This is a genomic window from Arthrobacter sp. DMZ02-1R (genome assembly GCF_057747935.1).
The window spans coordinates 820,741-845,627 of record NZ_CM173230.1 but is presented as its reverse complement, the minus strand read 5'-3'; the positions used below and the strand labels follow the sequence as shown (position 1 = coordinate 845,627).

27 protein-coding genes are annotated in these 24,887 nt (G+C 63.7%); 14 read left to right on the top strand and 13 right to left on the bottom strand.

Annotated features, from left to right (window positions below):
• The first annotated feature begins 3 nt into the window (after window positions 1-3).
• The 5 genes from AC3ANQ_RS03970 to AC3ANQ_RS03950 all read left to right on the top strand — a co-directional run bounded on the left by AC3ANQ_RS03970 (window position 4) and on the right by AC3ANQ_RS03950 (window position 4,905).
• Entirely contained in the window at window positions 4-1,014 is a 1,011-nt protein-coding gene (locus AC3ANQ_RS03970; RefSeq protein WP_488303913.1) for a carbohydrate ABC transporter permease, read from the top strand.
• 139 nt (window positions 1,015-1,153) lie between these two features.
• Window positions 1,154-1,906: a carbohydrate ABC transporter permease gene (locus tag AC3ANQ_RS03965; RefSeq protein ID WP_488305254.1), complete on the top strand. Its 753-nt coding sequence runs from the start codon at window positions 1,154-1,156 to the stop codon at window positions 1,904-1,906.
• A gap of 120 nt (window positions 1,907-2,026) precedes the next feature.
• Complete coding sequence (locus AC3ANQ_RS03960; protein WP_488303912.1) at window positions 2,027-2,794, top strand: ThuA domain-containing protein; 768 nt, start codon at window positions 2,027-2,029, stop codon at window positions 2,792-2,794.
• Window positions 2,791-3,945 (top strand): Gfo/Idh/MocA family protein, encoded by a 1,155-nt coding sequence (locus AC3ANQ_RS03955; protein WP_488303911.1) that lies wholly within the window; start codon window positions 2,791-2,793, stop codon window positions 3,943-3,945. Before AC3ANQ_RS03960 ends, AC3ANQ_RS03955 begins: the two co-directional genes overlap by 4 nt.
• Window positions 3,946-4,050: 105 nt before the next feature.
• Complete coding sequence (locus AC3ANQ_RS03950; protein ID WP_488303910.1) at window positions 4,051-4,905, top strand: SGNH/GDSL hydrolase family protein; 855 nt, start codon at window positions 4,051-4,053, stop codon at window positions 4,903-4,905.
• A gap of 52 nt (window positions 4,906-4,957) precedes the next feature.
• Here the strand turns inward: AC3ANQ_RS03950 and AC3ANQ_RS03945 are convergent, their stop codons facing one another.
• The 6 genes from AC3ANQ_RS03945 to AC3ANQ_RS03920 all read right to left on the bottom strand — a co-directional run bounded on the left by AC3ANQ_RS03945 (window position 4,958) and on the right by AC3ANQ_RS03920 (window position 10,237).
• A complete protein-coding gene (locus tag AC3ANQ_RS03945) occupies window positions 4,958-5,551 on the bottom strand; it encodes a GNAT family N-acetyltransferase (protein ID WP_488303909.1) in 594 nt (197 codons plus the stop codon).
• 539 nt (window positions 5,552-6,090) lie between these two features.
• Entirely contained in the window at window positions 6,091-6,954 is an 864-nt protein-coding gene (locus tag AC3ANQ_RS03940) for a 3-hydroxyacyl-CoA dehydrogenase family protein (protein WP_488303908.1), read from the bottom strand.
• Window positions 6,951-7,745 carry an enoyl-CoA hydratase/isomerase family protein gene (locus AC3ANQ_RS03935; protein WP_488303907.1) on the bottom strand — a complete coding sequence of 265 codons (795 nt, stop codon included), beginning with the start codon at window positions 7,743-7,745 and terminating at the stop codon, window positions 6,951-6,953. Before AC3ANQ_RS03935 ends, AC3ANQ_RS03940 begins: the two co-directional genes overlap by 4 nt.
• Window positions 7,745-8,968, bottom strand: coding sequence for a thiolase family protein (locus tag AC3ANQ_RS03930; protein WP_488303906.1), 1,224 nt, complete (start codon window positions 8,966-8,968; stop codon window positions 7,745-7,747). The genes AC3ANQ_RS03935 and AC3ANQ_RS03930 overlap by 1 nt, the downstream gene beginning before the upstream one ends.
• Before the next feature lie 151 nt (window positions 8,969-9,119).
• Window positions 9,120-9,779: a pentapeptide repeat-containing protein gene (locus tag AC3ANQ_RS03925; RefSeq protein ID WP_488303905.1), complete on the bottom strand. Its 660-nt coding sequence runs from the start codon at window positions 9,777-9,779 to the stop codon at window positions 9,120-9,122.
• Window positions 9,779-10,237 carry an SRPBCC family protein gene (locus AC3ANQ_RS03920; protein ID WP_488303904.1) on the bottom strand — a complete coding sequence of 153 codons (459 nt, stop codon included), beginning with the start codon at window positions 10,235-10,237 and terminating at the stop codon, window positions 9,779-9,781. The genes AC3ANQ_RS03925 and AC3ANQ_RS03920 overlap by 1 nt, the downstream gene beginning before the upstream one ends.
• Before the next feature lie 72 nt (window positions 10,238-10,309).
• On the opposite strand from AC3ANQ_RS03920, the gene AC3ANQ_RS03915 reads away from it, so the two are divergent.
• A complete protein-coding gene (locus tag AC3ANQ_RS03915; protein ID WP_488303903.1) occupies window positions 10,310-11,035 on the top strand; it encodes a dienelactone hydrolase family protein in 726 nt (241 codons plus the stop codon).
• A gap of 150 nt (window positions 11,036-11,185) precedes the next feature.
• Here the strand turns inward: AC3ANQ_RS03915 and AC3ANQ_RS03910 are convergent, their stop codons facing one another.
• Window positions 11,186-12,661, bottom strand: coding sequence for an amino acid permease (locus AC3ANQ_RS03910; protein WP_488303902.1), 1,476 nt, complete (start codon window positions 12,659-12,661; stop codon window positions 11,186-11,188).
• A gap of 202 nt (window positions 12,662-12,863) precedes the next feature.
• On the opposite strand from AC3ANQ_RS03910, the gene AC3ANQ_RS03905 reads away from it, so the two are divergent.
• The 5 genes from AC3ANQ_RS03905 (at window position 12,864) to AC3ANQ_RS03885 (ending at window position 17,226) form a co-directional block, all read left to right on the top strand.
• On the top strand, window positions 12,864-13,592 hold the full coding sequence (locus AC3ANQ_RS03905; protein WP_488303901.1) for a CPBP family intramembrane glutamic endopeptidase: 729 nt from the start codon (window positions 12,864-12,866) through the stop codon (window positions 13,590-13,592).
• A gap of 136 nt (window positions 13,593-13,728) precedes the next feature.
• Window positions 13,729-14,166: a VOC family protein gene (locus tag AC3ANQ_RS03900; RefSeq protein ID WP_488303900.1), complete on the top strand. Its 438-nt coding sequence runs from the start codon at window positions 13,729-13,731 to the stop codon at window positions 14,164-14,166.
• A gap of 21 nt (window positions 14,167-14,187) precedes the next feature.
• The gene (locus AC3ANQ_RS03895) at window positions 14,188-15,141 is read left to right on the top strand and encodes a 1,4-dihydroxy-2-naphthoyl-CoA synthase (protein ID WP_488303899.1); all 954 of its coding nucleotides are present in this window, start codon (window positions 14,188-14,190) and stop codon (window positions 15,139-15,141) included.
• A gap of 9 nt (window positions 15,142-15,150) precedes the next feature.
• Window positions 15,151-16,284: an AMP-binding protein gene (locus AC3ANQ_RS03890; RefSeq protein ID WP_488303898.1), complete on the top strand. Its 1,134-nt coding sequence runs from the start codon at window positions 15,151-15,153 to the stop codon at window positions 16,282-16,284.
• A gap of 60 nt (window positions 16,285-16,344) precedes the next feature.
• Window positions 16,345-17,226 (top strand): 1,4-dihydroxy-2-naphthoate polyprenyltransferase, encoded by an 882-nt coding sequence (locus AC3ANQ_RS03885; protein WP_488303897.1) that lies wholly within the window; start codon window positions 16,345-16,347, stop codon window positions 17,224-17,226.
• A gap of 124 nt (window positions 17,227-17,350) precedes the next feature.
• Here AC3ANQ_RS03885 and AC3ANQ_RS03880 read toward each other — a convergent pair whose 3' ends face one another.
• Window positions 17,351-17,659 carry a DUF4229 domain-containing protein gene (locus tag AC3ANQ_RS03880; RefSeq protein ID WP_488303896.1) on the bottom strand — a complete coding sequence of 103 codons (309 nt, stop codon included), beginning with the start codon at window positions 17,657-17,659 and terminating at the stop codon, window positions 17,351-17,353.
• Between the two features lie 81 nt (window positions 17,660-17,740).
• On the opposite strand from AC3ANQ_RS03880, the gene AC3ANQ_RS03875 reads away from it, so the two are divergent.
• Complete coding sequence (locus tag AC3ANQ_RS03875; protein ID WP_488303895.1) at window positions 17,741-18,118, top strand: PLD nuclease N-terminal domain-containing protein; 378 nt, start codon at window positions 17,741-17,743, stop codon at window positions 18,116-18,118.
• Between the two features lie 124 nt (window positions 18,119-18,242).
• Here the strand turns inward: AC3ANQ_RS03875 and ccsB are convergent, their stop codons facing one another.
• Genes ccsB through AC3ANQ_RS03850 form a run of 5 tightly spaced genes read right to left on the bottom strand, consistent with a single transcriptional unit; the run spans window position 18,243 to window position 23,095 of the window.
• Window positions 18,243-19,307 (bottom strand): c-type cytochrome biogenesis protein CcsB, encoded by a 1,065-nt coding sequence (gene ccsB, locus AC3ANQ_RS03870; protein WP_265977827.1) that lies wholly within the window; start codon window positions 19,305-19,307, stop codon window positions 18,243-18,245.
• Window positions 19,307-21,019, bottom strand: coding sequence for a cytochrome c biogenesis protein ResB (gene resB / locus AC3ANQ_RS03865; protein WP_488303894.1), 1,713 nt, complete (start codon window positions 21,017-21,019; stop codon window positions 19,307-19,309). The genes ccsB and resB overlap by 1 nt, the downstream gene beginning before the upstream one ends.
• Entirely contained in the window at window positions 21,019-21,774 is a 756-nt protein-coding gene (locus AC3ANQ_RS03860; protein WP_488303893.1) for a cytochrome c biogenesis CcdA family protein, read from the bottom strand. The genes resB and AC3ANQ_RS03860 overlap by 1 nt, the downstream gene beginning before the upstream one ends.
• Window positions 21,775-21,788: 14 nt before the next feature.
• The gene (locus AC3ANQ_RS03855; RefSeq protein ID WP_488303892.1) at window positions 21,789-22,433 is read right to left on the bottom strand and encodes a TlpA family protein disulfide reductase; all 645 of its coding nucleotides are present in this window, start codon (window positions 22,431-22,433) and stop codon (window positions 21,789-21,791) included.
• Complete coding sequence (locus tag AC3ANQ_RS03850; protein WP_488303891.1) at window positions 22,430-23,095, bottom strand: histidine phosphatase family protein; 666 nt, start codon at window positions 23,093-23,095, stop codon at window positions 22,430-22,432. The genes AC3ANQ_RS03855 and AC3ANQ_RS03850 overlap by 4 nt, the downstream gene beginning before the upstream one ends.
• Window positions 23,096-23,298: 203 nt before the next feature.
• Here AC3ANQ_RS03850 and AC3ANQ_RS03845 point away from each other — a divergent pair, with 203 nt between their 5' ends.
• Together AC3ANQ_RS03845 and AC3ANQ_RS03840 are read left to right on the top strand one after the other, a co-directional pair.
• Window positions 23,299-23,847: a YceI family protein gene (locus tag AC3ANQ_RS03845; protein ID WP_488303890.1), complete on the top strand. Its 549-nt coding sequence runs from the start codon at window positions 23,299-23,301 to the stop codon at window positions 23,845-23,847.
• A gap of 184 nt (window positions 23,848-24,031) precedes the next feature.
• A complete protein-coding gene (locus tag AC3ANQ_RS03840; protein ID WP_488303889.1) occupies window positions 24,032-24,748 on the top strand; it encodes a hypothetical protein in 717 nt (238 codons plus the stop codon).
• Window positions 24,749-24,887 lie beyond the last annotated feature (139 nt).

The window sequence follows — 24,887 nt, the reverse complement described above, 5'->3', positions numbered from 1 at the left end:
GACATGTCCCTCACAACTGACTTGTCGCAGGCCAAGTCGCGCGCCAACATACGTGCCAACTCGCGGGCAAAATCCGGGACTCACACCACCCCGCCAGGGGAGACGGGACTAAAGCCACGCAGGCGCAGCCGCAAACACCGCGAGCGCATCTACCAATGGCTGTTCCTGGTTCCTGCCGTCATCTACATGGCCTTGTTCTTCGGCTACCCCGTAGTCAAGAACGTCGTGATGAGCTTCCAGGACTACACCACGGCCACGTTCTTCACGGGCGAGGCCCCCTGGGTGGGGTTGGCGAACTACGCAAAGGTGCTGTCGTCGTCGTTGTTTTCAACGTCGCTGGTGAACACCGTGCTGTTCACCCTCGGCTCGATAGCTGGCCAGTTCGTGATCGGGCTGGCGCTGGCGGTCTTCTTCCAGCGCAGGTTCCCGCTCAATGGGATCCTCCGTTCGCTGCTCCTGCTCCCCTGGCTGCTGCCGCTCATCGTTTCCAGCGCCGTGTGGCGGTGGATCTTGGACAAGGACAGCGGAGCCTTGAACCGGTTCCTGGGCCAGTTGCACATCGTGGATACCGGCGTTCCTTGGCTCACCAGCACTTCGCTGGCCCTGATCGCGGTGGTTGGAGTGAACATCTGGATCGGCATCCCGTTCAATCTGACGATCCTCTACGGCGGCCTCCAGGAAATCCCCGACGAGCTCTACGAGGCCGGTTCCCTGGACGGTGCCACTGGTTGGAAAGCGTTCCGGCATATCACTTGGCCGATGCTGAGGCCCGTGGTGAGCGTGGTCCTGGTGCTCGGCGTCGTCTACACCCTGAAGGTGCTGGACATCATCCTGGGCCTGACCAATGGCGGCCCCGCCAACTCGACCCAGACCATCGCCACCCAGTCCTACGATCTGTCCTTCCACGAGTTCAAATTCGGCGAGGGCGCCGCGCTGGGCAACGTCCTGGTGGTCATTTCCCTGGTCTTCGCGGTCCTGTATCTGCGTGCCAGCCGGCGGTCCGTCGATGAGTGAGGAAACCATGACGACGACGAAAATCACCAGCCGCCGTTCGGCGCCTGGCCTCAACGGAACAGGACCGGCGCCCAAAGACCCCGGACCCCAGCGCAAGAAGTGGGGCTACACGGTTCTGGCGATCTTCTTCCTGGCCATCATGCTGTTCCCCGTGTATTGGATGATCAACGCCTCGCTGCAGCCCAACGGCACCACATTGGAAACCTCGTGGCTGCCGCTGAAACCGGACTTCACGGGCTACGCCACGGCGATCAGCGAACAGGGCGGGAACCTGGCCACCAGCCTGGTGATCTCGCTGGGCAGCGTGGTCCTCAGCTTGGCTATCGCGGCACCGGCGGCATACGCCTTGGCCTATTTCAAGGTCAAAGGCGCCGGCGTGGTCCTGTTCGCGATCCTGATCAGCCAAATGATCCCCGGAATCGTGGTGGCCAACGCGCTGTACACGGCCTACAACGATCTTGGCCTGCTCAATTCCATCCCGGGCCTGATCCTCGCAGATTCCGCCCACGGCATCCCGTTCGCGATCCTCATCATCAGGGCCTTCATGAACGGCATGCCAGCGTCCGTGATCGAGGCAGCGCGCGTGGATGGCGCCGGGCACCTGAGGGCCTTTTGGTCCATCGTGGTGCCACTGAGCAGGAACTCGCTCATCACCGCGGGACTCTTCACCTTCCTGTTCACGTGGAGCGATTTCCTGTTCGCTCTGACGCTGACCACCACCGAGGCGGTGCGGCCCGTCACCCTGGGAATCTTCCAATACATCGGCGCCTACGTGAACGACTGGAGCTCCGTCATGGCCACGGCCGTCCTAGCCTCCATTCCGGCCATCATCCTGCTGGTCGCCGCGCAGAAGTACATCGCGGCGGGCACAACCGGCGGCGCGGTCAAGTAGTGCACTCAAGTAGCCAGTTCACGACGGCGGGACCCGCCGCCGGCGCGCAGCGCGCCGCCCGCGGTGCCGCACCGCCGTCGGGCACCCAAAGCCGTACAAACAAAACTTCTAGGAGAAACCATGTCTGAACCAATCCGCGTGACCGTTTGGAGCGAAAACCGGCACGAAAAGCGCGACGAGCTGGTGGCCCGCCTGTACCCCGAAGGCATGCACGGGGCCGTGAAGGCCGGCATCGAGGAAAACCTCGGCGCCAAGGCGAGTGTCCGCACCGCCACCCTCGACGAGCCCGAGCACGGCCTCACCGAAGAAGTCCTCGCCAACACGGACGTCCTCACTTGGTGGGGGCACATGTCCCACGGCGACGTCGACGACGAGATCGTGGAGCGCGTGCACCGCCACGTCCTGTCCGGCATGGGCCTGATCGTGCTGCACTCCGGGCACTGGTCGAAGATCTTCACCAAGCTCATGGGTACCTCATGCACGCTGCGCTGGCGGAGCGAGCAGGACCGCGAACTGGTCTGGACTGTGGACCCCACCCACCCCATCGCGAAGGGCGTGCCGCACCCCATCGTGATCGAGCAGCAGGAAATGTACGGCGAATTCTTCGATATCCCCACTCCCGAGGAACTCGTGTTTATCAGTTCCTTCAGCGGCGGCGAAGTATTCCGCTCCGGCTGCACGTTCCGCCGCGGCCATGGAAAGATTTTCTTCTTCAGCCCCGGCGACCAGGACTACCCGGTCTACCACCATAAGGATGTCCGCCGGGTGATCTCCAACGCTGTCGAATGGGCCGTCACCGATCGGCCGGAGCGCGTCTACCCGGAACTGCTTCGCTATGAGACCAACGATTTCTTCAACGGCAAGAGCTACCAGGGAGCCAACGCATGAGTACCCCTTTCGCCACCATTCCCGACGTCGGCACTCCCCTTCGCGTCGTCGTCGTCGGCGCCGGTGGCATGGGCCGCGCGTGGCTTCGGACGGTGCAGGAGTCGCCGCTTGTGGAGCTCGCGGGGATCGTTGACCTGGATCTGGATGCCGCCCGCGCCGGCGCGGCGGCTATCGGGCGCCCGGACCTGCCGGTAGGTGCCGGTACCGCTGCGTTGGCGTCCGACGTCGGAGCCCACGCGGTCATCAACGTCACCGTTCCGGTGGCCCACCACCCGGTCACCACCGAGGCGCTGGCTGCCGGACTGCCGGTACTAGGCGAAAAGCCCGTAGCCTCAACCGTCGCCCAGGGGCTGTCGCTGGCCGCGGCGTCGGAACTCACCGGCCAACTGTTCATGGTCAGCCAGTCCCGCCGGTACAACCGCCAATTGTTCGAGGCCAAACGGCTCGCTTCGGCGCTCGGTACGGTGGGTATCGTGTCGGCGGAGTTCTTCAAGGCCCCGCACTTCGGCGGCTTCCGCGACACGATGGACCACCCGTTGCTTCTGGACATGGCCATCCATCAATTCGACATGGCCCGTTTCCTGCTCGACGCGGATCCCGTCTCCGTGTTCTGTGAGGAATACAACCCGTCCTGGAGTTGGTACCGGGGAGATGCCGGGGCCACAGCCATCTTCGAGATGACTGGCGGGGAGCGCTTCGTGTTCACAGGTAGCTGGTGCAGCCCGGGCCGGGAGACCTCATGGAACGCGTCGTGGCGGATCAGCGGCGAACACGGAACGGTCCTGTGGGACGGCGACAATGAACCGCTCGTGGATTCCATCGAGGTTCCACTCGGGGCAGACAGCGATGAGCCGGGGCAGGAAATCGCCGGTTCACTGCGTGACTTCGTGGCTGCCCTGCGCACCGGAATCACCCCCATGGGGCAGGTTCACCAGAACATCATGAGCCTGGCCATGGTGGAGGCAGCTATGCTCAGCGCCTCGACCGGCACCCGGATCTCCGTGGACGCGCTTCTTGAGGAATCCTACGAACAGGCCGTTTTGACAGAACGCGATCCGGGCGTGCTGGAGGTCCTCAAGTCGTGGACCTCGGTCCGCAGCGCCTTGGCTCCTGCTGTAAACCGAATGGAAGAACAAGGCCGCTTTTCGTAGTCGTGGGCGCCCGGCTCGCGTAGTCTGGGCCGCAAGACTGCTGGGGCAGGGATGGCCCGCGCCGCCAAGGCGGCACTGCAGACCGACAAGAGGGGGATAAAAGTCATGCATTCAGCAAATCCGCGGCGCCGCTATGGCCGCCTACTGGGCGGGGCCTTCGCCGCCGTCGCGCTCGTGGCCGGCCTCGGGACTGGACCGGCCCAAGCGAACCCCGTCTCGGCGAAACCGGCCGATGTCTATGTAGCTCTCGGCGATTCCTATGCCGCAGGCACGGGCGGCAGCAGTCCGGCTCCGGCCTCGTTGCCTGCCTGCCACCAGAGCCTGGACAGTTATGCCGCCCTTTTGGGCGGCCTGAATCTGGGTTGCTTCGGCGCTACGACGCTGAGTGTCAAGGCAGGCCTGGACAATCTCTCCCCCACCGACCCTGCAGCGATCGCGTTGGGATCCGCCACCGAGGTCTCGGTCACTGTGGGCGGCAACGACGTCGGCACGGGAGCCGTGGCGGTGGCCTGCACCAGCGGCGATCCCCTGGCGTGTGCTTCGGCCGTGCAAAGTGTGGCGAACGCCCTGCCCGCGCTGCCCGGCAACATCGTCGCCTTGGTGCAGTCCATCCGGCAAAAGGCACCAAACGCCGACATTGTGCTGACGGGCTACCCTCGACTCTTCACCGTCGGCACCAAGATGCCTGCGGAGCAGAAACAGCTGGCCACCACGTTGAACGGAATGGCTGACCAGCTGAATGCGACCATTGCCGGCGCCGCCTCCGCCGCAGGTGTGGGCTACGTCAGCGTGACGGAGCGATTCACTGGGCACGGAATCGGTTCCAATAATCCGTGGATCCACTACACCCAGCCATCGCCCCTGGATCCGCCGGCGCTCGCTTTGGAGAACTTCCATCCGAACGACGCCGGTTACTCCCAGGGATACCGGACGGCGGTCAACAGCGCCCTCAAGAAGTAGTTGGCGCCGCGCTCTGGCCCCTCGCCGGGGTGCCGCGCCCGGGGCTTCGAGTTCAGGACCGCTTCGCGAGCCTGAACTCCAGGCCGGTACGCACGGCAGGCCATTCGTGTTCGAGAATGGAGAACACGACGGTGTCGCGTAGTACTCCGTCCAGCGTGCGCGAGTGGTTCCGGAGCACGCCGTCCTGCTTGGCGCCCAGCCGGGCGATGGCCTCACGCGATTGGTGGTTGAGCCAGTGGGTGCGGAATTCGACGGCGGGGCAGCCGAGGGTTTCGAAGGCGTGGCGGAGGAGCAACAGCTTGGAATCGGGGTTGCTGCCGCTGCCGTGTGCAGAGGCGGCGTTCCACGTGGAGCCGATCTCGACGCGCGGTGTGGCGGCGTCGATGTTCATGTAGGTGGTCATGCCGATCAGCTTGCCGCTCGCCTTCAACCGGGTGGCGAATGGCAGCATGGATCCCTGCTCCTGCAGCGCGAGCCGGCGGTCGATCTCCGCAGCCATGCCTTCAGGCGACGGCACGGAGGTGTACCAAAGCTTCCACAACTCGCCGTCCTTGGCGGCGTCCACCAAGCCATCGTGGTGCTCGAGGCTCAGCGGTTCCAAGGTTACGAAGCGGCCATCCAGGGTCACAGGTGCAATGAGAGTCACCCGGCTAGCCTAACCGACCCAAGTAGCTCGCATTCGTTGTCGTTTTGGGGCCTGAAAACGACACTTACTGCGAGTCAGTTGGGGTTCCCGGGCGTGCGCCTGTGGATAACTCAAAATGACGTTCCGGGATTTGCAACGATGGGGCGATGAGGACACCGCAACCTTTGCCGGCGCCGCCGGCGAGTGCCCCATTTACCTTTCAGGAAGCGGCCGACGCCGGTGTGAGCCGACGGCGGTTGAGGCACCGATCGCTGCCCTCGCCAAGCCAGGCGTGACATTGCCCGCGAAGAGGACTTCTCCCGTGCGGGCTGGCATGTGGTCAGGATCTCGAAACGGCACATGGAGAATGACGCACGGTCCGCCGTCGCAAAAGTCTGCGCCGCCCTTTTGGACCGGGGTTGGATCCCAAGTAATCCCCACCGCCACCCTCGCCTCGCAAGCTCGGCCAGGGAACCCTGGCGGCGTGGGCCCACGCAGTAGTGGTCGTTATGAGGCCTCAAAACGACAACAAATGCGAGTCAGTTGGGAGGCCCGAGGCACTAGTCAGTCCAGTCGAAGAATCCCTTGCCTGTCTTCCGTCCCAGCTCGCCGCGGGCAACCTTGTCGCGCAGGATCTGCGGTGGCGCGAAGCGCTCCCCCAGCGTCGAATGGAGGTATTCGGCGATGCCCAGGCGCACGTCCAAACCCACGATGTCCGTGGTCTTGAGCGGTCCCGTGGGGTGCTTGTAGCCGAGCACCATGGCGGCGTCGATGTCCTCCGCTGAAGCCACGCCTTCTTCCACCATGCGCATCGCTTCCAAGGCGATCGCGACGCCGAGCCGCGAAGACGCAAAGCCGGGCGCATCATTGACGACGACGGCGGTCTTGCCGAGTGCCTCGGTCCAGCTTTTTGCCGTGGCGGCGAGCTCGGGGGAGGTTTCCTTCGCCAGGACAACTTCGATGAGCGTGGACGCCGGGACGGGATTGAAGAAGTGCAAGCCTACGAAATTAGCCGGCCTACGGAGCTGCGAAGCAAGGCCGGTGACGGAGAGGGACGAGGTGTTGGAGGCGAGGAAGGCGTCCGCGGAGATGTGCTCCTCCACTGCCTTGAGGGCTGCGACCTTGAGCTCGTAATCCTCGGGTACGGCCTCCACAACGAGCCCGCAGTGAATAAAGGAGTCGTAGTCGGTGGAGGTGCTGAACCGGGACAATACTTCGTCCGCGGTTTCGGTCAGGGTGCCGCGGGCAGCGGACTTGGCCACAGCCTCAGCGACGCGACCCTGCGCCCCGGCCGCGGCTTCGTGATCGCACTCTACGACGATCACTGTGGCGCCCTTGATCAAGAAGGCATGGGCGATGCCGGCGCCCATGCGGCCACCGCCGAGGACACCGACAACATGCGGAATAGCGGGTGTTGCTGTCATTTTCGGGTCCTGTCTGGGTTGTCGCTGGACTGCTTGTCGCTGTTCTTCTTGTCGAGGAACGCCTGCATGCGGTCGAACTTGGCTTGGGATTCAAAGAGCATGCCCTGGGCCAGGGTGTCGATCACGGGGTGCGCCTCGGCCGGAGCGTGGAAGACCGACTTGGTGATCCGCACGGCCAGGGGGTCTTGCCGGCCGATCCTGTCAGCAAGGTTGTGGGCAGCTTCCATGAGCACGGGGGCTTCATGGATCTGGGTGATGAGGTTGATCCGCAGGGCTTCCTCGGCACGCAGGACAGCACCGGCCAGAAGGATTTCCTTGGCGATCGGCTCCCCCACGAGTTCCTTGAGGCGCCAGGTGGCCCCGGCCGCGGCCATGATACCCAGCCCGGTTTCCGGGTTGCCGATCCGCAAGCTGGGCGTACCGATGCGGAAGTCTGCGGCGTAAGCGAGCTCGGCCCCGCCGCCCAGGCAGTAGCCGTCCAAGGCCGCGATGACGGGCATGGGCAGCTTGGCGATCCGGACAAAGATGGTGGAGTTGATGCCGCGCAGGGCGTCGTCACGGCGGCGTTCCCTCAACTGGCCGATGTCCGCACCGGACGCAAAGACGCCTTCTACGCCGGCAATGATCAGGATTTTCGGCTCGCGTTCAAGGTATTCGCAGACTTTGTGGAGTTCGTCCACCATCTGCTGGTCGATCGCGTTGCGGACCTCGGGCCGGTTCAGGAGGACAGTGACACGGTCCTCGCGTTCCTCGATGAGCAGGGTTCCGAATTCTCCGGCGTTCAAAGCCATTACATGCCTTCCAGGAGGATGGCGGCGCCCTGCCCGACGCCGATGCACATCGTCGCGAGGCCGATCTTACGGTGGGCTCCTGCGAGCTCCCGCTCCATGCGGCCCAGCAGGGTGATGGCGATACGCGAGCCGCTGGAACCCAGCGGGTGCCCCAGGGAGATCGCGCCGCCGTCGTTGTTCACGATGTCCGGATCCAGGCCCAAACGCCGCATGCTCGCGAGCGATTGCGTCGCAAAGGCTTCATTGAGTTCAACGGCGCCAAGGTCGCCGACGGTGAGTCCGGAACGGCCCAGGATCTTCTGGGTAGCGGGGACCGGGCCGATTCCCATGATTTCCGGTTCGCAGCCGGCCGAACCGCCGTCGATGATGCGGGCACGTGGCGTGAGGCCGAACTTTTCGATGGCAGCCTCCGAAGCGACGATGATGGCGGATGCGCCGTCGTTGAGCGTGGAGGAGTTGCCGGCAGTAACAACGGAGCCACCGGCAACCACGGGACGGAGACCGGCGAGAACCTCCATGGTGGTTCCTTCGCGAGGCCCCTCGTCGGTGTCAACCACGGTTTCTGCCTTGCGGGTCTTCACGGTGACCGGCACGATCTCGTCCTTGAAGCGGCCGCCGGCAATGGCTGCAAGCGCCCGTTCGTGCGAGCGGACGGCGAAAGCGTCGGCGTCCTCACGGGAGATGCCGTCCACCCGGGCAACTTCCTCAGCCGTTTCCGGCATGGAGTAGGTCATTTTGCCGCCTCGGGAGAGCTCGCCCTTGGTGAAAAGCGGGTTGGCGAAGCGCCAACCGATGGAAGTGTCGAAGATTTGGCCCGGCTTGGCGAAGGCCGTTGAGGGCTTCTCCTGCACCCAAGGGGCCCGGCTCATGGACTCGACGCCGCCCGCCACCACGATGTCCGCTGCGCCGGCCTTGATCATATGGCTGGCCATGATGATGGCGCTCATGCCGGAGGCACAGAGACGGTTGACCGTGATGCCCGGGATGTGGAGGGGAAGTCCCGCCAAGAGGGTGGCCATGCGGGCAACGTTGCGGTTTTCTTCGCCGGCGCCGTTGGCGTTGCCCAGGATGACTTCGTCAATGGCATCGGGGTCTACGCCGGCCCGGGCCACGGCTTCGCGGATCACGAGGGCTGCCAGGTCATCAGGACGGACTACGGAAAGCGCTCCGCCATACCGGCCTACAGGGGTGCGGGCACCGCCAACAAGAAAAGCCTCGACCATGAGAACATCCTTCGCGAAGGGAGCGGGGCCGGTGAATAATTTACCGACCGTTCGTTCTATAAAGATTACACGGCGCTGCCATGTGGTCAACTGCACACGTGGTCAACGCCGCGTGCTCAACCGCCGCTACCTGGCGGCGCCGTTGTTTCACTCAGATCACCCGGATCCCCAGATGCCCTGCCAAAAGCGGAGCCATGAGGCTGAGCTGATAGTCGTCAATGACCACGCCGGACAGTCCGCCAAGTCCATTGATCGTGCGGAAATCCGAGCCACGCAGGTCCACGTCCTTGAGCTTGGCCCCCGTGACATCCAGCGTCCCGATGGTGCAGTCCTTGAGCACCATGCGCGTCGCGGTACAGGCCCCGAGGTCGAGTTCGTTGATGATGCAGCCCGTGATCACCACATCCGTGAGTTTGGATCCGCGAAGATTCAGGAAGTCCAGTTTGCCGCCGTCGATCTTCACCGAATGCCAGGCACCCTCGTACATCTCCGCTGAGCCCCAGCGCGGGTTGCTGATCTCGACTTCACGCCACGAGGTCCGTGCAGCGGTGAATACCGGCGCGTAGGGCTCGTTCAGGATGCAGTCCCGGAAGGTCGCGCCGCGTAGCTGAGCGTCGTTGAATGAGACTCCATTGAATTCGCACTCGATGAAGTCCGCCCCGCTCAACTCCGCTCCGTCAGCCACGGCGCGGGTGAGGCGGACACCGTCGTACCGTTCGCCCCGCTGGAAGTCCGGGGCGGGATCGTCGCGGAGCTCGTCAAGCCTGATCGGTGAAATCCGGGGTGCCGTCACCTTGCCGACCGCCGCCACTAGAGCGACTCCGCTTTCGCCGCGATCTCGGCGAGATCCTTCGCGAGCGCCTTCCGCGTGACACTCATCCCGAGCTTCCCGAACGCGGCCATCATGACTTTGCTGAGGAAAGTCGGCTTGAGGACCTCGGCACCGAAGAACAACGTCAGTTCCGTCCCGCCGTCGCGCTCTTCCAGGGTGAAGCGGGTAGTGTAGTCCGCGCCGCCCTGCCGCGCCGTGACGGTGGTGCTGCCCGGCGGATCACTCTGGGAAACCTGCATTTCCACGGTTTCCTCCCGGCCCATCATGACGCGTGTTTCCTTCCAGCGCGTGCCCTCGCCATAGGGTCCCTCGCCGAGCATCTGGATCGCTTTCACGCCCGAGAGGGTCCTGGCCGAGCCCGGAATGTCAGAGATGACGGCCCAGACTTTCTCGCGGGAGGCGTTGACGTGCTGGCTGAGAGTGGTGCTGTGGTCCATGCATCGAGCCTAACTGCGACCGCAGACAAAAACAGCCGACAAGACGCTTGCACGGTCTGGCAGGATTGCACCATGGTGCACATCGATTTGAGCACGGAGAGCGCGGCGGCCGGAGGCTCCCGCTCGCTGCAGGGGTACCTGGCCGAGCCCGACGGCGAGGGGCCGTTCCCCGGCGTCGTACTCATCCATGAAGCCTTTGGGCTCGATGACATGATGCGCCGCCACGCGGATCGGCTCGCGGCGGCAGGCTACCTGACGCTCGCCGTCGACCTCTATAGCGACGGCGGCGCGGGGCGCTGCCTCGTGGCGACCATGCGCTCCCTGATGTCCGGCACGGGCCGAGCGTTCACGGACGTGTCCACCGCCCGGTCTTGGCTCCGCGGCGATGCTAGGTGCACGGGAAAGGTGGGGGTCATCGGGTTCTGCATGGGAGGTGCCTTCGCCCTGCTCGCAGCCCATGACGACTTCGACGCCGCCTCGGTCAACTATGGCCAATTGCCGCGGGATCTGGAGCAGGCGTTGGAAGGCGCGTGCCCGGTGGTGGCCAACTATGGAGGCCAGGACCGGACTTTGCGGGGAGCGTCCGCCAAGTTGGAAGCCGCGCTCACGAACCTCGGGATCGAGCATGATGTCAAGGAGTTCCCGACGGCGGGCCACGCCTTTTTGAACGACGTTCCGGTTGGGCCCCGGGCACTGAGGCCGTTGATGCGGGTGATGGGCATCAAACCCGATCCCGCTGCCGCCCCGGAAGCCTGGCAACGCATCGAGGACCATTTCGCGAAGTACCTGAAGGGCTGAACAGATTAGATCGATTTGAATCGATCGATTGCTCCCCACAGGCTCCCAGCCTTCGCAAGCTCAGGCCGGGGCCCTCGCCGGCGTGGGCCCACGTAACTGCCGTTCTGAGCGCTCAAAACGGCAGTTACGGAGCAACGGATGCGGTGGGGATTAGCTGAACAGCTCGCTCTTCGGCTCGTTGTTTTTGACCTTCTGCCAGCCGAGCCACAGCACGACGGCGAAGAACGGGATGGTGGCCAGGGTCCAGAGACCCAGGAGGAACACTTCGCCGGTCTTGCTGGTCATGGTGTCGAAGCCAATCAGCACGGTAATGGCCAAGAGGGCAACGAGGCCCACCCAGCTGGTCCACGGCGATCCGGGCATCGGAAGGGTGGAGACTTTGCCCTTCTGTTGGCGTAGTGCGATCTGGCTGGCGAAGATGGCGCCCCAGGTGAAGATGACACCAATGGACGCGGTATTTAGCGCGAGGTCAAAGGCATGCGAGCCGCCCAGCCAGATGTTCATCAGGATGCCCACGAGGTAGAACGCCGCGATGGCAAGGATCGCGGCGTACGGGACGTGGCGCGAGGACATCTTGGTGAGCCACTGCGGAGCATGTCCATTGTTGGCCATGGTGCGGAACACCCGGCCGATCGAGTACAGGCCGGAGTTGCAGGAGGACAGCGCAGCTGTGATGACGATCATGTTCATCACGTCGCCCACCCAGCCAAGGCCCATCTGGCCGAATACGGTGACGAACGGCGAAACGCCGGCTTTGTACTGGTCGGACGGCAGCAGCATGGCCAGGAGAAGGACGGAGCCGACGTAGAAGACCACGATCCGGAGCACGACGGCGCGGATCGCCTTGGGCACTTCACGCTTGGGATCCTGCATCTCACCAGCTGTGATGCCGACGAGTTCGATGCCGTTGTAAGCGAAGATCACGGCGTTCAGGACGAGGACCATGACGAGGGCGCCCTTGGGGAACATTCCCCCGTCGCCGTCGAAGAGGTTGGCCGCGGACGCGTGGCCGTTGCCCACCTTGGCGTTGGTGACCACCATGAAGGTGCCCACGGCCAGGAAGATCACGATGGCACCGACCTTCAGGACCGAGGCCCAGAATTCGAATTCACCGAACGCTTTGACGCTGAGCAGGTTCACGGCCACGAGCAACAACAGCGCCGCGATGGCAGACGCCTCGACTGGCACATTGGGGAAGAAGAACTGAAAGTACAGGCCGATCGCGATCAGCTCCGCGATCCCGGTCATGCCCCAGTTGATGAAATACATCCAGCCGGACAGGAAGGCGCCCTTCTTGCCGAACATTTCGCCGGCGTAGCTGACGAAGGAGCCAGACGTCTGGCGGTACATGATGAGCTCGCCGAGGGCGCGCATGAGCAGGTAGGCGATGACGCCGGCGATGGCGTAGGAGAAAATCAAGGCCGGTCCGGTGGAGGCCAGCCGTCCGCCGGCACCCATGAAGAGTCCGACGCCGATGGCCCCGCCCATGGAGATCATGGTGACGTGGCGGCCGCTCAGGGTCTTCTTGTAGCCCTCGGCACTGAGGTTTTCTGACGTTGTAGAAGTACTGGGCGCTGCCAGGATTTCCGGCTCGCGCTGAAGGTCGGTTGTGGTGTTTTGAGGCACAGCTGTTCCTTGTGGGTTGGGGAAAATGCCGGCCCTGGCTTCACGCGTATCGGCGCACGAGATTCGATCTTTTGGCCTGTTGGCGAGTCGAATCAGTAGCGCAAACACGGAAGCGTCGAAGGTAAATCCGGCAAGACCATCCTACCCGGTGATTCCGGCGGAGCGTGACGCGGGCAACAAAGAGGGGCGCTACGCTGGACACATGGGCACCATTCCGCCGGCCGGGAGGCTATACCGTTTCACCGGCCTGGATGCTGCGGCCGCAGGACTCTATGCATCATTGGCGGCTGTCCTGAGCCTCGCCGCAGCCCCGGTGACGGCCTTCGTGCAGCAGCTACTCCCGGACCCGGCTACCGCCGTCTATGCGATCAACCTTGCTTTCTACGCGGCTGTCGGCCTGTTCGCGGTTGCGTCCGCGTGGCGCGTCATGGCCCGCGACCTCCTGATTCTGGCGACGCGCCCGTGGTTCACGCTGGCCATGATTCCCCTATCCATCGTGGCAATGTTGGTGCTCACTGTCGTTCTGGTGGCGGCTACCGGATCCGCCAAGGAATCGCAGAACCAGCTGGGCCTCCAGTCCCTGGTACAGCAACTGCCGGCTTGGTTCGTAGTGCCTTTGCTGGTGGTGCTGGGTCCCTTCGTGGAGGAATACCTATTCCGGCATTTATTGATCGGCAAGCTGTCCCGCCACCTGAACATCTGGGTCTGTTGTGTCTTGTCAGGGCTCTGCTTCGCAGCCATCCATGTCGTGGGGCGTGAAGGGTTGGTACTTCCCGCCCTGGCGCCCTACCTCGGAATGGGGGCCGTCCTGGTAGCCGTGTATGTCTGGACGGGCAAGAATGTGATGTTCTCCTACTTCGTCCACGCCTCCAAGAACCTGTTGGCACTCCTGCTCATCTACGCGATCCCGCCGCAGCTTCTGGGCGGGTAACCAACCCAACTGACTCGCAGTTGTTGTCGTTTTGCGGGCTCAAAACGACACTTAATGCGAGTCAGTTGGGCAACCCGGACCGAAACTGTCCGCTAGGCACTTCCGCGGCCACGCGCCGTCGTCGTAGGTTCAGTCCATGGCACTGAACTTTCAGGTAGTTGTCGACTGTAAGAATCCGCACGTCCTGGCCGACTGGTGGGCCGAAACGCTCGACTGGATTGTGGAGCCCCAGGACGAGGCGTTCATCCGGTCCATGGTGGATCAGGGATTCGCCACCGGGTCTGAGACCACCACGCACAACGGCAAGCTCGTGTGGAAAGACGGTGCGGCCATTGGCCCGGCAGAAGACCGGGACAAGGACACCCGCAGGCGTTTCCTCTTCCAGACCGTCCCGGAGGACAAAACCGTCAAGAACCGCGTCCATTGGGACGTTCGCCTCGACGGACAGGACAAGGATGAGGTCCGCGCCGCCCTGGAAGCCCGGGGCGCGAAATACCTGTGGACGGCCAAGCAAGGTCCGCACGAATGGCACACCATGGCCGACCCCGAAGGCAACGAGTTCTGCATCAGCTGAGTGGATTACTAGACTCGGAGGGTGAGCAACGACTTCCCCGCCAAGGTATCCGACGTCTTTGACCCGACGCGCTGGCGCACCGTGTCTGGTTTCGACGATTTCCAGGACATGACGTACCACCGGCAGGTCGAGCGGGACGCAGCCGGCTCCGTGACAAAAGACCTTCCCACGGTCCGGATCGCCTTCAACCGGCCGGAGGCCCGCAACGCCTTCCGTCCCGGTACCGTCGACGAGCTCTACCGCGCCATGGACCACGCCCGAATGACCCCGGATGTCGCCACGGTGCTCCTCACCGGCAATGGCCCCTCCCCCAAGGACGGCGGCCACTCCTTCTGTTCCGGCGGGGACCAGCGGATCCGCGGCCGCGACGGCTACCGCTATGCCGACGGCGAGACGCAGGAGAGCATCGATCCCGCCCGGGCGGGCCGCCTGCACATCCTGGAGGTCCAGCGGCTCATGCGGACCATGCCCAAGGTGGTCATCGCCGTCGTCAACGGCTGGGCCGCGGGTGGCGGGCACTCGCTGCACGTTGTCGCTGACCTTACTATCGCCTCCCGCGAGCACGGCAAGTTCAAGCAGACCGATGCCACCGTGGGAAGTTTCGACGCCGGTTACGGCTCGGCGCTGCTCGCCCGCCAGATCGGCCAGAAAGCCGCCCGCGAAATCTTCTTCCTGGCCCGTGAGTATTCCGCGGAGGACATGGTGCGGATGGGCGCTGTCAACGAAGCCGTTGACCATGGGCGCCTTGAGGAGGTCGCTCTGGAGTACGCCGCGGACATCGCGCGCCAGTCTCCGCAGGCCATTCGCATGCTCAAGTTCGCCTTCAACCTGGCCGACGACGGCCTTGCCGGTCAGCAGGTCTTCGCAGGCGAGGCAACGCGCCTGGCCTACATGACGGACGAAGCCGTGGAGGGCAAGGAAGCCTTCCTCGAGAAGCGCGATCCGGACTGGTCCAACTTCCCTTACTACTTCTAGGACTCGCCCGTGAACATCGATCCCGTTCTCAAGGCCCTGGCCGCCGCCCTCCACGACGAGGGCCCCGCCGTCGAAATCACCGCATCGGAGGACGGCGCCCCGCACGCCTCCCCGATTGAAACACCCGGTTTCGAGGATGCGGCAGTGGTGGTCCGCACGTCCGGTTCCACCGGCACGCCCAAGGCCACGGTGCTCACGGTCGACGAGCTTGCAGCTTCTTCCATGGCCACAGCAATCGCACTCCGGGGCGAGGGACAGTGGCTCCTGGCCCTGCCGCTGCAGTACGTCGCCGGGGTCCAGGTGCTGGTCCGCTCGCTTTTCGCGGGCACGCGTCCGTGGGCCATGGACCTTTCCAACGGCTTCACCCCCGAGGCCTTCACCGCGGCCGCCGAAGAACTCACGGACAAAATCCGCTTCACTTCCTTGGTGCCCACCCAGCTGCAACGGCTCTTGGACTCGCCCTCGCCGCAAACACTTGCGGTCCTTCGCCGCTTCAACGCCATCCTCCTGGGCGGGGCACCTGCCTCCGCCGCGCTGCTGGACGCTGCCAGGGAGGCCGGGCTGAAGGTTGTGACCACCTATGGCTCGGCTGAGACGTGCGGTGGTTGCGTGTACGACGGAAGCCCGCTGGAGGGCGTCAGGGTCATGCTCGACGACGGCGGCCGGGTCCTCCTCGGCGGTGACACCGTGGCCGCCGGTTACCTGAACGCGCCCGAGGCGAGTGCCGAGGCGTTCTTCGAGGAGGACGGCACCCGCTGGTACCGCACCAACGATCTCGGCGAGCTCGCGGCGGACGGCACGCTCACCGTGCTGGGACGCGACGACGACGTCATCATCACCGGCGGCGTCAAAGCCTCCGCCGCGTTCATCCAGGCGGAGCTTGAAAAGTTCGACGGCGTGACCGCGGCTTTCGTGGCCGGCGTACCTTCCCGTGAGTGGGGCCAGGCAGTGGCGGCCTATGTGGCGGTCGAGGACAGCTCCCCGGAAGGCGTTGAGCACTACAAGGCGCTCTGCCACGAAAAGCTGGGGTCCCTCGCTCCGAAAACGGTGCTCACGACGGATGGGCTCATCATGCTCCCCAACGGAAAACCGGACCGGCTGGCGATGATCGAGCTGCTCACCGAGGTGCATCAGGGAGAATAGACAAGTTCTCCCCGACCGTCATCTGCCTTCCCCAATGCGAAACAACACGAGGTACTGAACGTGGCAACTGCTGCACAATGGATTCAAGGCGCCCGCCTGCGCACCCTGCCGGCCGCGATCGCGCCGGTGCTGATCGGTACCGCGGCCGCCTACGAACTTCAGTCATTCCGGGTCTTGAACGCCATCCTCGCCGCCCTGGTGGCGCTGCTGCTGCAGATCGGGGTCAACTATGCCAACGACTATTCGGACGGCATCCGCGGCACCGATGAGGACCGCGTAGGCCCGCTCCGGCTGGTAGGTTCCGGCGTGGCACGCCCGGACCACGTCAAGTGGGCTGCCTTCGGAGCCTTCGGCCTGTCGATGGTGTTCGGCTTGGTCCTGGTGATCATCACTCAGAGCTGGTGGCTGATCTTGGTGGGCCTCGGCTGCGTTCTTGCTGCCTGGGGCTACACCGGCGGCAAGAACCCGTACGGCTACATGGGCTTGGGCGACCTCTTCGTGTTTGTTTTCTTCGGGTTGGTGGCAACGCTGGGCACCACGTATACCCAGGCTGGTCAAGTGAGCATGCCGGCCGTTATCGGAGCGATTGGCACGGGATTGATCGCCTGCGCCCTGCTGATGGCCAACAACGTCCGCGACATCCCCACGGACATGGCCGCGGGCAAGCGCACACTGGCGGTGCGGCTTGGCGACCGTCACGCCCGCGAGAGCTACGTCCTGATGTTGGCCGTCGCCATCCTGTTGGTGATCGTGCTGGCGCCCACTAAGCCGTGGATGCTGATCGTGCTGCTGCTGATCCCTGCCTGCCTCATGCCGGCATGGCTCATGGTCAACGGCAGGAAGCGCAAGAGCCTGATCCCGGTGCTGAAGCAGACTGGATTGATCAACCTCGGCTACAGCGTGCTGTTCTCGCTGGGCCTAGTGCTGAGCCACGGTTTCTAACCCTCGCGCACATCATCTGCGCGAGCGTCCGCAGGAAACCCCCCAAACGTGAGCGAGCGTCCGCCCCCCGACGCTCGCGCAGATATAGCTGGGTTTCCCACGACGCTCGCGCAGCTTTGAGTTTTTAGGCTTCCTTGGGGCGTCGGTCGTTCTTGACCGTCACCGCGGGGTTTTCATCCACCAGCCGGTCCTCGACCTCTGCATCTTCGATCTCAAGTGCGGAGCGGATGGGCTTGGCGCGGCCACTGAAACGTTCGTGCATGGCGGCCGTGGCGGCGTCGCGCTGCTTCTGGAAGAACAGGTAGCTGATGGCGAAAGCTATCAGGCCCGCGAAGATCACCGCCAGCAACCAACCCGTCTGCAGGAAGACGAACAGGGCGAACAGCGGAACGAAGAGCGCCATGCGGATCAAGGAGTATTTGAGGAAAGCCACGAATCAAGTTTAGCCGCACAGCCTGATTGCACCCTGATCGTGCAGCTATCACCGGACCCGACGGCGACTAGACTTGACGGTATGCTCCGCGTTGTTGCAGTTGTGGCCGTCTTGCTCGTGTACGTCTATGGGCTGGTGGACGTCATCCGCACGGACCGCCGCGCCACCCGGGGAATTTCTAAACCCGCCTGGATCATTGTCGTGATACTGCTGCCGATCCTCGGAGCCGCTCTCTGGTTCATTTTGGGCCGCCCCTACAACAGCCGCCCCACCCCGCTGCCCGCGAGCCACCCCACCGCGCCCGACGACGACCCCGACTTCCTGCGGAACCTCGAGATCCGCCGTCGCAACCAGGCCGAGGCCGAACGCCTCAAGAAGCTCAAGGCCGAGCTCGAAGCCAAGGAACGCAAACTCAAGGGCGGATCCAACGCGGAAGACAGCGGCGACGTCAACACCTAAGGACTCGACGTACCGCCCTTCCTGACCTCTTTTGAAACGCGAACGACGGCGACACGCCCGCTAGTGCGGAGTGTCGCCGTCGTCGTTAATTCAATGAGGGTCAGGAAGGACGCGGGCCTAGGCCCTACTGCGCGAGCCCCGAGTAAGAGTGCAGCCCGTTGAAGAACTGGTTCACGATGGTGAAGTTGAAGATCACGCATAGGTAGCCCACGATCGACAGCCACGCTGCGCGGGTCCCGGTCCAGCCGCGGGTGGCGCGGGCGTGCAGGTAGCCGGCGTACACCACCCAGATGACGAACGTCCAGACTTCCTTGGTGTCCCAGCCCCAGAAACGGCCCCACGCCTTCTCGGCCCAGATGGCGCCGAACATGAGGGTGAAGGTCCAGCCGACGAATGCGACCGTGTTGATGCGGTAGGACAAGTTTTCCAGGCTCAAGGCGTTGGGAACCAGGCGCATGAAGCCCAATTTGTCTGCTCCGCCGGACGCGAGGGTCTTCTGCCGGTGCGATTGCACCAACTGCAGGGCGGACATGGCGAAGGTCAACGTAAAGAGGGACGCGGACATCACTGCGATGGAGACGTGGATGACCAACCAGTAGCTCTGCAGCGCCGGAACCAAATGCCCTACGGGAGTCCAGTAGGCCACGGACGCCGCCACCAGCATGATAACTGCCAGGCCCAGGACGAACGTGCCCAGGAAGCGCAAGTCTCGGCGGATCAGCGACAACAGGAAGACAGCAACAACGAGGAACGCGCCAGTGGTCAGGAACTCGTACATGTTGCCCCACGGCACGCGCCCTGCGCCGATCGCACGGGTGATAACACCGGCGCCGTGGATAGCCACGCCGATAATGGCGACCGCCACGGCAACGCGAGCGGGAATGCGGCGCTCGGCGGCATACTTCATGTCGCCGCCGGCGGTCTGGCTGACTGAGGTGACCGCCGACGTCGGGCGCTCAATGCGGCCGGCAGGTCCTCCGACGTCGTTCCCACCGGCACGTCCGGCAGCCACCGGAACTTTGACCTCGACGGCCTCCGCAGAGGCTGCCTTCAGGTCCACCGCCCGCAGCGTCTTGCTGCTCTTGGCGAGGTCCCACGCGAAAGCGATAAACGCCACCGTGTAAGTGCCGGCCGCGAGCAGCATGAAAAGCTCGCTGTATTGGCCCATGGTTTCGTTGATGGGGAACATTACTGGTCCTTCGAGGTTGAGGAAGAAACGGTGTCGGTGGGTTGCTCCGCGGAGGGCAGCCATTCTCGTTGCAGCAGTTCACGGATCGCGGCGGCTTCGCCGGCCAGCCTGTGGTCCTCGCCGCGGGCAAGCAGACCATACTCCACCATTGTGCGCCCGTCGTCGTGGGTTCCCGTCCGGACCCAGACGCGGCGGCGGTTCAGGTAGAGGGAGAGGATCAGCCCGGCGACGGCGAGGAGCGCGAATATCAACGCGGTGGCTTGGCCCGGGTTGTGGTGGATGTCCACGCCAACGTACTTCTTGACGCCGTCGAACGTGATACTGCCCTTGCCATCCGGAAGCGTGTAAGTGCCGCCAGGCGCGAGCTTGATGGCCTTCGTGGGAAGGTCCCGGCCGTTGAGCTCCTTTAGCTTGGCGACGTCGAGCTCGAAAACGTTTTGCGGAGTGCCCTTGTTGAGGCCGAGGTCGCCGTAGTAGGAGTTGAGGCTCAACTCCGGGTTGAAGAGCTCCGGATCGCCGCTGTAGGAGGCACCATTCTCCGTCGGCATCGACGTGGGCAGGAAGAAGCCCGCGAAGCCAAGCTGGTCCGGTTTGGCATCGGGGACCTTGATGACCACGGAAGAGTAGTAGTTGTCCCCTTGCAGCTTTGCCACCACGGGACCCTGCAGTGCAACGTTGCCGGCACCGTCCCGCACAGTGACCACCGGGGCGTAGCCGTTACCCGTGAGGTAGATGCTGGTGTCGCCGAGCATCACGGGATCGTTGACCTTGAGGGTCTGTTTCTTAGCTGGGGAGTCTGGTGTGTCTTTGGTGGTGACAGCCGCCGTGAAGTCGATGGGCTGGCCGAAGTGCGCAGGCGATTCACGATCGAACTTGACGTCGAACTTGTCCAGCTGGATGGAGTACGGCTGCAGCCAACTGCTCTGGAAGTTGGTGCCGGGGCTGAATTGGTCATAGCCCACCAAGGTGTTCACGAAGGTGTCGCCTTCCACCAGGATGCGCTGGCCGCTGTAGCCAAACAGCCCGCCGACGGCAACTGAAACCAGCACCCCGATCAGCGAGGCGTGGAACACCAGGTTGCCCATTTCCTTGAGGAATCCGCGCTCGGCACCCAAGGAGGGCATGGCGCCGTCGACGTCGCGTACCTCCACGCGGTAGCCGCGCTTCTTCAGCACCTCAGCGGCATCCGAAACAGCCTTCGACGCCGGGATCCCGGCGTCGGCGGGCAGCACGAGTGTGCCGTACTCCGGAAGGCGGGAGAGACGCTTGGGCGTCCGCGGCGGCTGGGAGCGCATCGCCTTGTAGTGGGCGATGGCCCGCGGCGTGACGCAGCCGATGAGCGAGATGAACAGCAGAATGTAGATGGCCGAGAACCAGGCCGAGGAGTACACGTCGTAAAGCTGCACGGAGTCAAGGATTTTGCCGTAGTCCGGGTGGTCCTTGATGTACTGCGTCACGATCGAAGGGTTCGCCGGGCGCTGCGGGAACAGCGAACCCGGGACCGCTGCGACCGCCAGCAACAGAAGCAGGAACAGCGCGGTGCGCATACTGGTCAGCTGGGTCCAGGCCCAGCGCAGCATGCCCACGATCCCTAGCACCGGCAGTGCTGCCTCGGCCTTGGCCTTGTCAATCGCCTTGTCAGCTGCCTTGTCAGCCGCAGGCTTGCTCGCGGACTTGTTGGACTTCTTTTTACCTTGCACGGGCTCGCTCATCAGATCGGCAACTTCACATCGGTTTGGAACCAGTACTGCAGCCCGGTAACCCAGGCGCCCCACACTCCCGTGGCCATCAGGATTCCGAGGAGGATCAGAATGCCCCCGCCAATCCGCTGGATGGCCAGGCGGTGCTTGCGGAAGAAGGACATCACACCGATTCCCCGGCGGACTGCGAGGGCGATCAGCAGGAAGGGGATGCCCAAGCCAAGACTATAGACAAACGCCAGGAGTGCTCCCTTCGCTGCGGACGATCCCCCGGAGAGACTCAGCAGCTGGACCGCGGAATAGGTGGGGCCGATGCACGGCGCCCAGCCCAGACCGAAGGTGATGCCCAGCAACGGCGCACCCCACAGACCGGCAGGAGGCTTGGCATGGATTTTGGCGTCGCGCTGCAACCAGCCGAAACCACCCAGGAAGACGACGCCCATGATGATCACAAGCACGCCCAGCAATTGGGTGATCCAGGCGTTCTGCGGGCCGGTAATGAGGGTCCCCAACTGGCCGAAGGCACCACCAAGCAGGACAAAAATCAGGGAGAAGCCGAGGACGAACAGACCGATTCCCGCGAGCATGCGCCCGCGTTTCTGCTTTTGGAGGTCGACGCCGGTCAGCCCGGTCACGTAGCCGAGGTAGCCAGGAACCAGGGGCAGGACGCATGGCGACAGGAAGGACACGAGTCCGGCCAGCAAAGCCACGGGGATGGCCAGCAGCAAGGAACCGCTCAGGATGGTCTCGGCGAAGGGGCTGTTCACGCTGTCCCGGCCACCTACTCGGCAACCGCGGACGTAATGAGTGCCTTGAGGGTGCTCTTCTCGATCTCACCCAGGACTCGGGAGGCGATCTTGCCTTCCTTGTCCAGGACCAAGGTGGTGGGTACGGCGCCGGGAGGCACGATGCCGGAGACAGACAGGAGCACGGCGCCGTCTTTGTCATTGAAGCTGGGGTACGTGAGGTTGAAGGTCTTGTCGAACGCATCGGCCGTGGCCTTCTCGTCCCGAAGGTTCACGCCGTAGAACTGGACGCCCTTGCTCTTGAACTCCTGGTGCAGCTCTTCGAGGATCGGCGCCTCGACTCGGCACGGCGCGCACGCGGCGAACCAGAAGTTGAGGACGGTCACCTTGCCGATCAGGTCCTGCGGAGTCACGGCAGTACCGTCAAACAAAGTGCCCTTGATCCCGACGGCGGCCTTTCGGTCCGCTTTGACGAATTCCGTCACGGAGCCGTCTCCGGCGACGTAGTTCTTGTTGTCGCCGGCCTTCGCCTGCTTGGCGAGGGCGTCTTCTTGCGCACAGGCGGACAGGCCCATGGTCAGCGCGGTGAGCGCCAGTCCCCCGGCGGCGAGGATGCTGCGGCGGGAGGTCAGGGCTGCGCTGGTGGTCTTGATGCTGGGGGTGTTGCGGTTCATTGTCATGCTCCGGGAGTGCTCGCGGCACCGGGCAGCAGCACGGCGGCGGGTTCGCTGTACTCCACCCGCGCAACCTTGCCGTCGTCGTCGAACACCAAGGACGTCAGCGACGTCAGCGTGCACTCGCGTTTGCGCGGATCGTGCCACAACCGCCGGCCCTCCGCGCTGAGGCGCGTGGCGTAGATGGGAAGCTGGTGGCTGACCAGGATGGCCTCCGCGCCGTCGCCGCCGAGCTCAATCGCCTTCAGGCGGGCGTCCTCGACGGCGGCATGCATGCGGGTCACCTGGTCCTTGTAGGCCTCGCCCCAGGACGGACGCAGCGGATTGCGATACTCGAACCAGTGCTTGGGCTTGATGAACTCGGAGACGCTGGCCTTGAGCCCTTCGAAGTGGTTCCCGGCCTCGATGATCCGCGGTTCCGTGTGGATCTCAAGGTTCAACGCTCGTGAAGTGGGAAGGGCAGTTTCCTGTGCGCGGGTCAACGGCGAGGCAACAAGGTGGACGATGTTCGCCCCCTGCGCAGCACGGGCAGCAAAGTGGTCCGCGAGCATCTGGGCCATCTCGCGGCCGCGTTCGGAGAGGTGGAATTCGGGCAACCTGCCGTACAGAATACGGTCGGGATTGTAGACCTCGCCATGGCGGAGCAGATGGACAGTTGCTTGGGGCATGTTTACCAGTTTCTCAAAGAAGGCGGGCGATCTGAAATCTTCTACGTTTCGTAGAACTGAAAGTTTCTCCAGAATGTTCCCTGAAGGTGGAATAAAAGATGCATTTGCATGTTTATACTTGACACAAGGTTCGGTTGACACTTCAACTAAGTGCGATCGAACGTCCGATGAAGCTACGACCACACCTTCCCAAGGAGAACACCATGACACTTCCCGCCAACGTCACCACCGGCATCTGGACCCTCGACAACTCCCACAGCGAGATCGGCTTCACCGTCCGGCACGCAGGCATCAGCAAGGTCCGCGGCCAGTTCACCGAGGCCGAGGCCACCCTGGAACTCGGCGGCGGCCTGGCTGACTCCAAGGTCAACGCCACCATCCAGACCGCCAGCTTCGACTCCGGCGACGCCAACCGCGACGGCCACGTCAAGGGCGAGGACTTCTTCGACGTGGAGAAGTTCCCGGAAATCACTTTTGTCTCCCGCCACGTCAAGGCCAATGGCGACAGCTTCGACCTCGTGGGCGACCTGAGCATCAGGGGTGTCACCAAAGAGGTGACCATCGAGACCGAGTTCAACGGCGTGGCCGTTGACCCCTTCGGCAACACCCGCGCAGGCGTTTCCGGTGAGACCACCATCAGCCGCAAAGACTTCGGCCTGACCTGGAACGCCGTGCTCGAGGCCGGCGGCGTGCTGGTCAGCGACAAGGTTGTCATCAACCTCGAACTGGCTTTCATCGCACCTGCCGCCTAATCCACCCGGCTCCTGGCCTGAATGGCGCCTTCGGAGCTGCACGCGATCCATCGTGCAGCCCCGGAGGCGCCATTTCGTTACTCGCGGTGTCACCCGCCTATTGTTCGGGAAAAACCCGATACTTAGCGGCGAATTGGCTAAGAATTTCCTATGAATCCTTAAACCCCAGGTCTAAAGTGATGCCATGAGTAACCCAAACGAAGCTCCTCAGCCTCAGCAGCCCGGTGCCCAGCCATCGCAGCCCGGAGCTCAGCCTCAGCAGCCCGGCACCGTCCCTCCTGCGGGTTACCAGCCTCCGCAGGGATACCCAGCACCCCCTTCCTACCAAGCGCCCCCGTCCTACCAGCAACCAGCCCCCGGTTACGAGCAGCCAGCCCCCGGCACCCCTCCGACGGGCCAACCCGGGCACAGCGAAGGTTTCCACTTCGAGATGCCCACTGACGGTCCAAAGAACTTCAACGATATCCTGCCCAAGGGCGGTTTTTCCGGCATGTTCAATGTCACTGGAATGCCCATCGAGCTGAAGGTCTCGTACTGGATCTGGCTTATTGGCGGGCTCCTGGGCCTCCTGGGTGGCCTGCTCGGCCTCTTTGGCTCCGTGGTGCTTTTCGCGCTGGCGCCGGGACTCGCCGTCGTCGTCCTCCTTTTGGTACTGGTCGCGCTGGTTGTCGCGGCCGCCCAGATCGTCTTCGCGATGAAGATGAAGGAAGGCAAGGAGTGGGCCCGCCTCGCGCTGACCGTCATCGCGGGTATCTCCCTGATTCTCTCGATCGTGGGAGGAGCCATGGCCAATGGACAGAGCAACAACTGGTTCAGCTTCGTCATCAGCCTTGTGGCAACCATCCTGATGTGGCTGCCCAATTCGCAGGCATGGTTCAAGTCAGTGAAGAGCACCGTTTAGCCACACGCCTCTAAAGCCGGTTTTTCGAGCCGAAGGCCGCGGCAGGTTCCCGGGGGACCCCGCGGCCTTCCCTTTGCCCGGCACCATTCACACGCGGGAGATCCGCGGAACCTAGTCCGGGCAGAATTCTTGCGGTGAA